Raw genomic sequence first — 4,004 nt, forward strand, 5'->3', positions numbered from 1 at the left:
CGCTTGCATCGCGGGCAAGCCCGGCTCCTACAGGCTGGCGCGGGCTATGTTGGAGCAGGCTGGCCTGCGATGGTATCGGTGGGGTGCCCGTGAGTGCGCGGCGTCTGCATCGCGGGCAAGCCCGGCTCCTACAGGCTGCGATGGCTTCAGCGAGGCGTCAGTCAGCGGTTGCCAGGGTGTTCCTCGCGTGCGGCGTGCTGAGCCTCACGGGCTTCACCTTCAACCCGCGCCGATGCTACTGCCGGCGCCGGTACATCATCCTCGCTGTTCACCGAACGGCGAAAACCCTTGATCGATTCACCCAGGTCGGCACCCAGGTGCTTCAGGCGCTTGCCGCCAAACAGCAGCACAGCCACGACCAACACTACCAGCCAGTGTTTCCAGTCAAACACACCCATGATTCAGTCTCCGTTTGCACAGTGCAACGCCCGCACCCAGATTGCGGGCGCCCAACACGCTGATTACTCGACGTCTTCGTAAGGCAGGCCGACGTAGTTTTCGGCGATATTGACCAGGCCGGCATGGGAGTTGAGGAAGTACTCACGGTCGGCTTGCTGCATCTTCTGGTCCCAGGCGTCCTTGTGGTCGCCGAAATCATGCAACAGGTTGGTCATGAACCAGCTGAAACGTTCGCCTTTCCAGATACGGCGCAGCGCCAGTTCCGAGTACTTCTCCAGCAGGTCGGTACGGCCTTCCTTGTAGACCTTGACCAGGATGCGGTACAGGTAGCACACGTCGGAGGCGGCCAGGTTCAGGCCTTTTGCGCCGGTCGGTGGCACGATGTGAGCCGCGTCGCCCACCAGGAACAACTTGCCATACTGCATCGGCTCAACCACGTAGCTGCGCAACGGGGCGATGCTCTTCTCCAGCGATGGACCGGTCACAAGCTTGTCGGCCACTTCCTGCGGCAGACGTGCCTTGAGCTCATCCCAGAAGCGTTCATCGGACCACGCTTCGACCTTGTCGGTCAGCGGTACTTGCAGGTAGTAACGGCTGCGGGTCAGCGAGCGCTGGCTGCAGAGGACGAAACCACGGTCATGGTGGGCATAGATCAGTTCATGGTTGACCGGTGGGGTGTCTGACAGCAGGCCCAGCCAACCGAATGGATACACGCGCTCGTAATGGGTGAGGATCTCGTCCGGGATGCTCTTGCGGGCAACACCGTGGAAGCCGTCGCAACCGGCGATGTAGTCACAATCGATGCGGTAGGTTTCGCCGCCTTTTTCAAAGGTGACGTAAGGATTTTCACCCTTCATCTCGTGCGGCTGCACATTCTCGGCCGAGTAGATGATCGGCGCACCGCTGGCAGTGCGAGCGTCCATCAGGTCACGGGTGACTTCCGTCTGGCCATAGACCATCACGGTCTTGCCACCGGTCAGCGCTTTGAGGTCAACGCGAATGCGCTTACCGGCAACCAGCAACTCGACGCCGTCGTGAACCAGGCCCTCGGCGTCCATACGCTCGGAAACACCGGCTTCACGGAGCATGTCCACCGTGCCTTGCTCCAGTACACCGGCACGAATGCGACTGAGCACATAGTCCGGTGTCTGACGTTCAAGAATGATGTTGTCGATGCCAGCCTTGTGCAGCAGTTGACCCAGCAGAAGTCCAGAAGGGCCGGCACCGATAATCGCAACCTGAGTTTTCATTACTGTGATCTCACATGGGCACTCCAGCCGGTTTCGGGCAACGACTGGAGGTTATTGTTTTATTTGGCCCCTGCATTTTTACTTACAAAAACTGGAAAAAAAGGTGATATTTCGCCCATGAATTGCACTTTTGAAAATATGGTTCGATTATCGAACGAACCAATACACCCCTCTACCCTCACCCGCCAGGTCGCTTCGCACGATGAAAACCAGCCTTCCCAGCATCCCCGTATTCAAGCTGTACGGTGAAAACCAGGCATGGCCCACCCCGGACCTGCTGCACTGCGAGTCGATCCCCAAACGCAGTAGCCTGCACCATTGGGAGATCAAGCCACACCGTCACGCCGACCTGTTCCAGTTGCTCTACGTACAACGTGGTCAAGCGATGGTCGAGGTCGAGGGACGGCGTACAAAGGTGTTGGAAGCGTCGATCCAGGTCACGCCGCCGCTGACCGTGCATGGCTTTCAGTTTTCAGAAAATATCGAGGGCTACGTACTCACCCTCGGCGCGCCACTGGTCGCGCAGCTGGAGGCACAATTGGGCGCGCCATTGACCGTCCTGGCATCGTCCGGCTGCTACCCGGTCGGGCGTGATCGCCGTACCCTCAATACCCTGTTCACAGCCCTGCACCAGGAGTATGAAGGCAGCGCGCCAGCACGCGACCTGCTGCTGCACTCCCTGGTCAATGTGCTGATGGTCTGGATCAGCCGCCAAGGCCTGCAGAACAGGCAACCAAGTAGCCGTGGCGAACGCAACCAGCAATTGCTCAGCAGCTTTATCAAACTGGTGGAACAGCATTACCGGGAGCATCTCTCAGTGGAGCACTTCGCCCACCGTGTCGGCCTTTCCAGCGTGCACCTCAATACCCTGTGCCGAGAACTGGCCGGGCAGACAGCGCTGCAGATCATTCACCAACGCCTGCTACTGGAAGCCAAGCGCAGCCTGATCTACACCACCATGAGCATCAGCCAGTTGTCAGACAGCCTGGGCTTCAGCGACCCGACCTACTTCTCACGCTTCTTCCGCCGCCTCAGTGGCCAGACCCCTAACGCATTCCGCCAAGCGGCCGGGCACCACGAAAGCGGCGCCTGAACACCCGCGAGTTTTTCGCAGTCAGCCGAATTTTCTTAATAAATACCGCCACTTTCAGGCATGCAAGGCGCAGAAACATTAGGCCTTAAAAACATAACTTATTGATTTTAAAGGCTAAAAAATAAAATTAAAAACTGGCACGGTAGTTGAGAGGCGTCCCCCTTGCGCAGCGGCATAAAACCCTCTGCGCATGACTCATAACAATAAGGCTGACCCTCTCATGCATCAGAAATTCACCCCCGCCACACCCCTTGCGCTCACTGCTGCCCTTCTGCTGGCCAGCACGGCTTCACAGGTTCAGGCCACTGAAGGCGGTATCTCATCCTGGCCAATGGGCATCGAAAACTACGGTATGGGTATCCTGCCGCCACCTGGCACGTACGGCCAGGTGTTCGTCGGCAACTACCTGGCCGACACCCTGCGCGACAACGCCGGCGACAAAGCGGCTGACATCGACCTGCGCGTGACCACCATCGTTCCACGTTTTGTCTGGGTTACCGAGCAGAAGGTCCTGGGTGGCAACCTCGGCTTTCATGCGTTGCTGCCACTCAACGACATCCGCCTGAACGTCAAGAATGGTCCGCACGACCACAAGCGCGGCATCGGTGACGCGCACCTCGGCCCGGTGATCGGCTTCCACCACAGTGACAAGTTCCACACTGCCGTGGGCGTCGACTTCGTGCTGCCTACCGGTAGCGAGTACGACAAGAACGACCTGGTCAACCTGGGCAACAACTACTACACCGTGCAGGCGGTGTATGCCATGACCTACATGGACCCCAACGGCTTCAATGCCGACGTGCGCCTGATGCACGACTACAACTTCGAGAACAAGGACACCCACTACCAGTCTGGCCGCGAACTGCATGCGGACTACACCCTCGGCTGGGGCCTGGGTAATGGCTGGGTACTCGGTGTCGGCGGCCACGCCTATCAGCAGATCAGCGATGACAAATGCAGCGCCTCGAACTGCGCCGCCGCAGCCCTGGTTGACGCCAACGACGGCAACCGTGGCCGCTCCTTCTCGATTGGCCCTGCAGTGCAGTACACCAGCAAGAACGGCTGGTCGCTGAGTGCCAAGTGGCAGGACGAATCGAGCGTGCGCAACCGCGCCGAAGGCCAGACATACTGGCTGAAGTTCACCACCGCGCTCTGAGCCGCCCCCGCAGGCCGTAATGAAAACGCCCCGAACCGTACAGGTTGCGGGGCGTTTTTAATCGCACTACAGGACTTCAACCACCCTTGAGGCGGTAACTGACCTG

At 59.0% G+C, this 4,004-nt stretch carries 4 protein-coding genes; 2 read left to right on the forward strand and 2 right to left on the reverse strand.

The features are described from left to right. Window positions 1–161: 161 nt before the first annotated feature. Both tatA and pobA read right to left on the reverse strand, forming a co-directional pair. Window positions 162–398, reverse strand: a complete 237-nt coding sequence (tatA, locus tag EKA13_RS29035) for a twin-arginine translocase TatA/TatE family subunit (protein ID WP_065761943.1) — start codon at window positions 396–398, stop codon at window positions 162–164. Window positions 399–461: 63 nt separating this feature from the next. Then, window positions 462–1,649, reverse strand: a complete 1,188-nt coding sequence (gene pobA, locus EKA13_RS26180) for a 4-hydroxybenzoate 3-monooxygenase (protein WP_065761944.1) — start codon at window positions 1,647–1,649, stop codon at window positions 462–464. 202 nt (window positions 1,650–1,851) lie between these two features. Between pobA and EKA13_RS26185 the strand changes: the two genes are divergently transcribed. Together EKA13_RS26185 and EKA13_RS26190 are read left to right on the forward strand one after the other, a co-directional pair. Then, window positions 1,852–2,742: a helix-turn-helix domain-containing protein gene (locus EKA13_RS26185; protein WP_065761945.1), complete on the forward strand. Its 891-nt coding sequence runs from the start codon at window positions 1,852–1,854 to the stop codon at window positions 2,740–2,742. A 220-nt stretch (window positions 2,743–2,962) separates the two neighbouring features. After that, a complete protein-coding gene (locus EKA13_RS26190) occupies window positions 2,963–3,898 on the forward strand; it encodes a SphA family protein (RefSeq protein ID WP_065761946.1) in 936 nt (311 codons plus the stop codon). Window positions 3,899–4,004: the final 106 nt, after the last annotated feature.

It is taken from the genome of Pseudomonas defluvii (genome assembly GCF_001695625.1).
In the GTDB taxonomy this organism is placed as follows: Bacteria; Pseudomonadota; Gammaproteobacteria; order Pseudomonadales; family Pseudomonadaceae; genus Aquipseudomonas; species Aquipseudomonas defluvii.

Bases quoted from the DNA above. Each gene is read 5' to 3' on its own strand.
- tatA (WP_065761943.1), bottom strand. From the start codon at position 398: ATGGGTGTGTTTGACTGGAAACACTGGCTGGTAGTGTTGGTCGTGGCT.
- pobA (WP_065761944.1), bottom strand. From the start codon at position 1,649: ATGAAAACTCAGGTTGCGATTATCGGTGCCGGCCCTTCTGGACTTCTG.
- EKA13_RS26185 (WP_065761945.1), top strand. From the start codon at position 1,852: ATGAAAACCAGCCTTCCCAGCATCCCCGTATTCAAGCTGTACGGTGAA.
- EKA13_RS26190 (WP_065761946.1), top strand. From the start codon at position 2,963: ATGCATCAGAAATTCACCCCCGCCACACCCCTTGCGCTCACTGCTGCC.